This is a genomic window from Streptomyces sp. NRRL F-5650 (genome assembly GCF_000721365.1).
GTDB classification, from domain to species: Bacteria; Actinomycetota; Actinomycetes; order Streptomycetales; family Streptomycetaceae; genus Streptomyces; species Streptomyces ardesiacus.
Genome location: NZ_JOGV01000111.1, coordinates 1 through 2,500, shown reverse-complemented (window position 1 = coordinate 2,500; position 2,500 = coordinate 1). Strand labels below are relative to the sequence as shown.

At 74.7% G+C, this 2,500-nt stretch carries 2 protein-coding genes; both read left to right on the top strand.

Annotation, left to right across the window (positions count from 1 at the left end; all coding sequences use genetic code 11):
- On the top strand, positions 1 to 834 hold an 834-nt coding region (locus tag IG88_RS0137560), incomplete at its 5' end, for an acyl carrier protein (RefSeq protein ID WP_031051291.1).
- Positions 835 to 877: 43 nt separating this feature from the next.
- Positions 878 to 2,500, top strand: a 1,623-nt coding sequence (locus IG88_RS0137555; protein ID WP_031051289.1) for a type I polyketide synthase, incomplete at its 3' end; no start/stop codon positions are given.

The following is a 2,500-nucleotide window of genomic DNA, read 5'->3' as shown; positions in this document are numbered from 1 at the left end:
CTCGCCCACCACCGCCACACCCACGGCCAACCCGCCACCAGCCTCGCCTGGGGACTGTGGACCACCCGCAGCACCATGACCCACCACCTCGACGACGAGGACGTCCGGCGCATGGAGCGGGCGGGCATGCGGCCGTTGGACGACGCGGAGGGCCTGGCCCTGTTCGACCTGGCCGTCGGGGCGGACGTACCGCTCCAGGTGATCACCCGGCTGACCGCCGCGGCGCTGCGCGGCGGGCCGGACGGGGTGCCGCACCTGTTCCGGGGGCTGGCGGGCGGCACCGTACGCCGGGTGGCGCGCTCGGGCGGCGACGGCCCCGAGCTGCGGACCCGGCTGGCCGGGCTGCCCGTCGCGGAGCAGCGGCGCAGGCTGCTGGAGCTGGTCCGGTCGAACGCGGCGACCGTGCTGGGCCACGCGTCCCCGGAGGCCGTCGCGGCGGAGCAGTCCTTCAAGGATCTGGGGTTCGACTCGCTGACCGCGGTGGAGTTCCGCAACCGGCTGGGCGCGGCGACCGGTCTGCGGCTGCCCGCCACGCTGGTCTTCGAGCATCCGACACCGGCCGCGCTCGCCGGACAGCTACTGGCGGAGCTGGCCCCCGCCGGGCTGTCGGGCGTCGAGGCCGCGCTGACGGAGGTCGACGCGCTGGAGTCCGCGCTCACGGAGATCGCGGCGGCCGACGGCGACCACGAGCGCGTACTGAGGCGGCTGCGCGGCCTGGTGTCCAAGTGGAGCGCGCCGGAGGCCGGCCCGGCCGCCGGGGACGTGCTGGACGAGCTGGACTCGGCCACCACCGACGACCTCTTCGACGCCATTGACCAGGGTTTCGGTCTCTGACCGACGCCGATCTTCCGGACGACCACCAAGGAGCTGCTAGCCGATGTCCGACGAGGAGAAGGTCCGCGACTACCTCAAGCGGGCGGTGGCCGAGGCCCGCGGCCTCCAGCACAAGCTGCGCGAGGTCGAGGAGAGGGCGCGCGAGCCGATCGCGATCGTCGGCATGGCCTGCCGGTTCCCGGGCGGGGTGCGGACGCCGGAGGATCTGTGGACCATGGTCGAGCAGGGGCGGGACGCGATCACGGGCTTCCCCGTCGACCGCGGCTGGGACGTGGACCGTTTGTACCGCTCCGACGCCCAGGAGTCCGGCGCGTCCACCACGCTGGAGGGCGGTTTCCTGGAGGGCGCGGGCGACTTCGACGCGGACTTCTTCGGGATCTCGCCGCGCGAGGCCCTGGCGACCGACCCGCAGCAGCGGCTGCTGCTGGAGACCTCCTGGCAGGCGCTGGAGCGGTCCCGGGTCGATCCGCGCTCGCTGCGCGACAGTGCCACCGGCGTGTACTTCGGGGGCACGGGCGGGGACTTCGCGGGGCTGCTGGCCGCGTCCCCGCAGGCCCTGGACGGCTACATGCTGACGGGCACCTCCGGGAGCGTGCTGTCGGGCCGGGTCGCGTATCTGCTGGGCCTGACCGGGCCCGCGGTGACGGTGGACACGGCCTGCTCCTCCTCGCTGGTCTCCGTGCATCTGGCGATGCAGGCACTGCGCAAGGACGAGATCTCGCTGGCCCTGGCCGGTGGCGTGTCGGTGCTGGCGACGCCGGGCGCCTTCCCCGAGTTCTCCCGGCAGGGCGGTCTGGCCGCCGACGGCCGGTGCAAGGCGTTCGCGGCCTCGGCGGACGGCACCGGCTGGGGCGAGGGCGTCGGCGTCCTCGTCCTGGAACGGCTCTCCGACGCCCGGCAGGCGGGCCGCCCGGTGCTCGCCGTGCTCCGGGAGAGCGGCATCAACCAGGACGGGGCCAGCAACGGACTGACCGCGCCCAGCGGCCCCGCCCAACGCAAGCTGGTGCTGGGCACCCTCGACCGCGCCGGTCTGGCCACGGCCGACGTGGACATGGTCGAGGCGCACGGCACCGGCACCAAGCTCGGCGACCCGATCGAGGCCAGGGCGCTGCTGGCGACGTACGGCCAGGACCGCCCGGACGGCCGGCCGCTGTGGCTCGGCTCGGTGAAGTCGAACATCGGCCACACCCAGTACGCCGCCGGGGTCAGCGGTGTGATCAAGACGGTGATGGCGCTGCGGCACGGGGTGATGCCGAAGACGCTGCACGTGGACGAGCCGACGCCGCACGTCGACTGGTCGGCCGGCGCGGTGGAGCTGCTGACCGAGAACCGGCCCTGGCCCCGCGCCGACCGCCCGCGCAGGGCCGCGGTGTCCTCCTTCGGGGTGAGCGGGACGAATGCGCACGTGATTCTGGAGGAGGCTCCGGCGGCCGGGGCGGCCGGGGTGGCCGGGGTGGTGGAGGCGGTGGGGTCGGGGCCGGGTGAGGTGGTGGTTCCGGTGGTGTCGTCGGTGGTGCCGTGGGTGTTGTCGGGGCGTACGGAGGCGGCGCTGCGGGAGCAGGCGGCGCGGCTGGCCGGTCATCTGGAGGCGGGGGCCGGGTGGAGGCCGGTGGATGTGGGTGTGTCGCTGGTGGGGACGCGGTCGGTGTTCGAGCAGCGTGCGGTG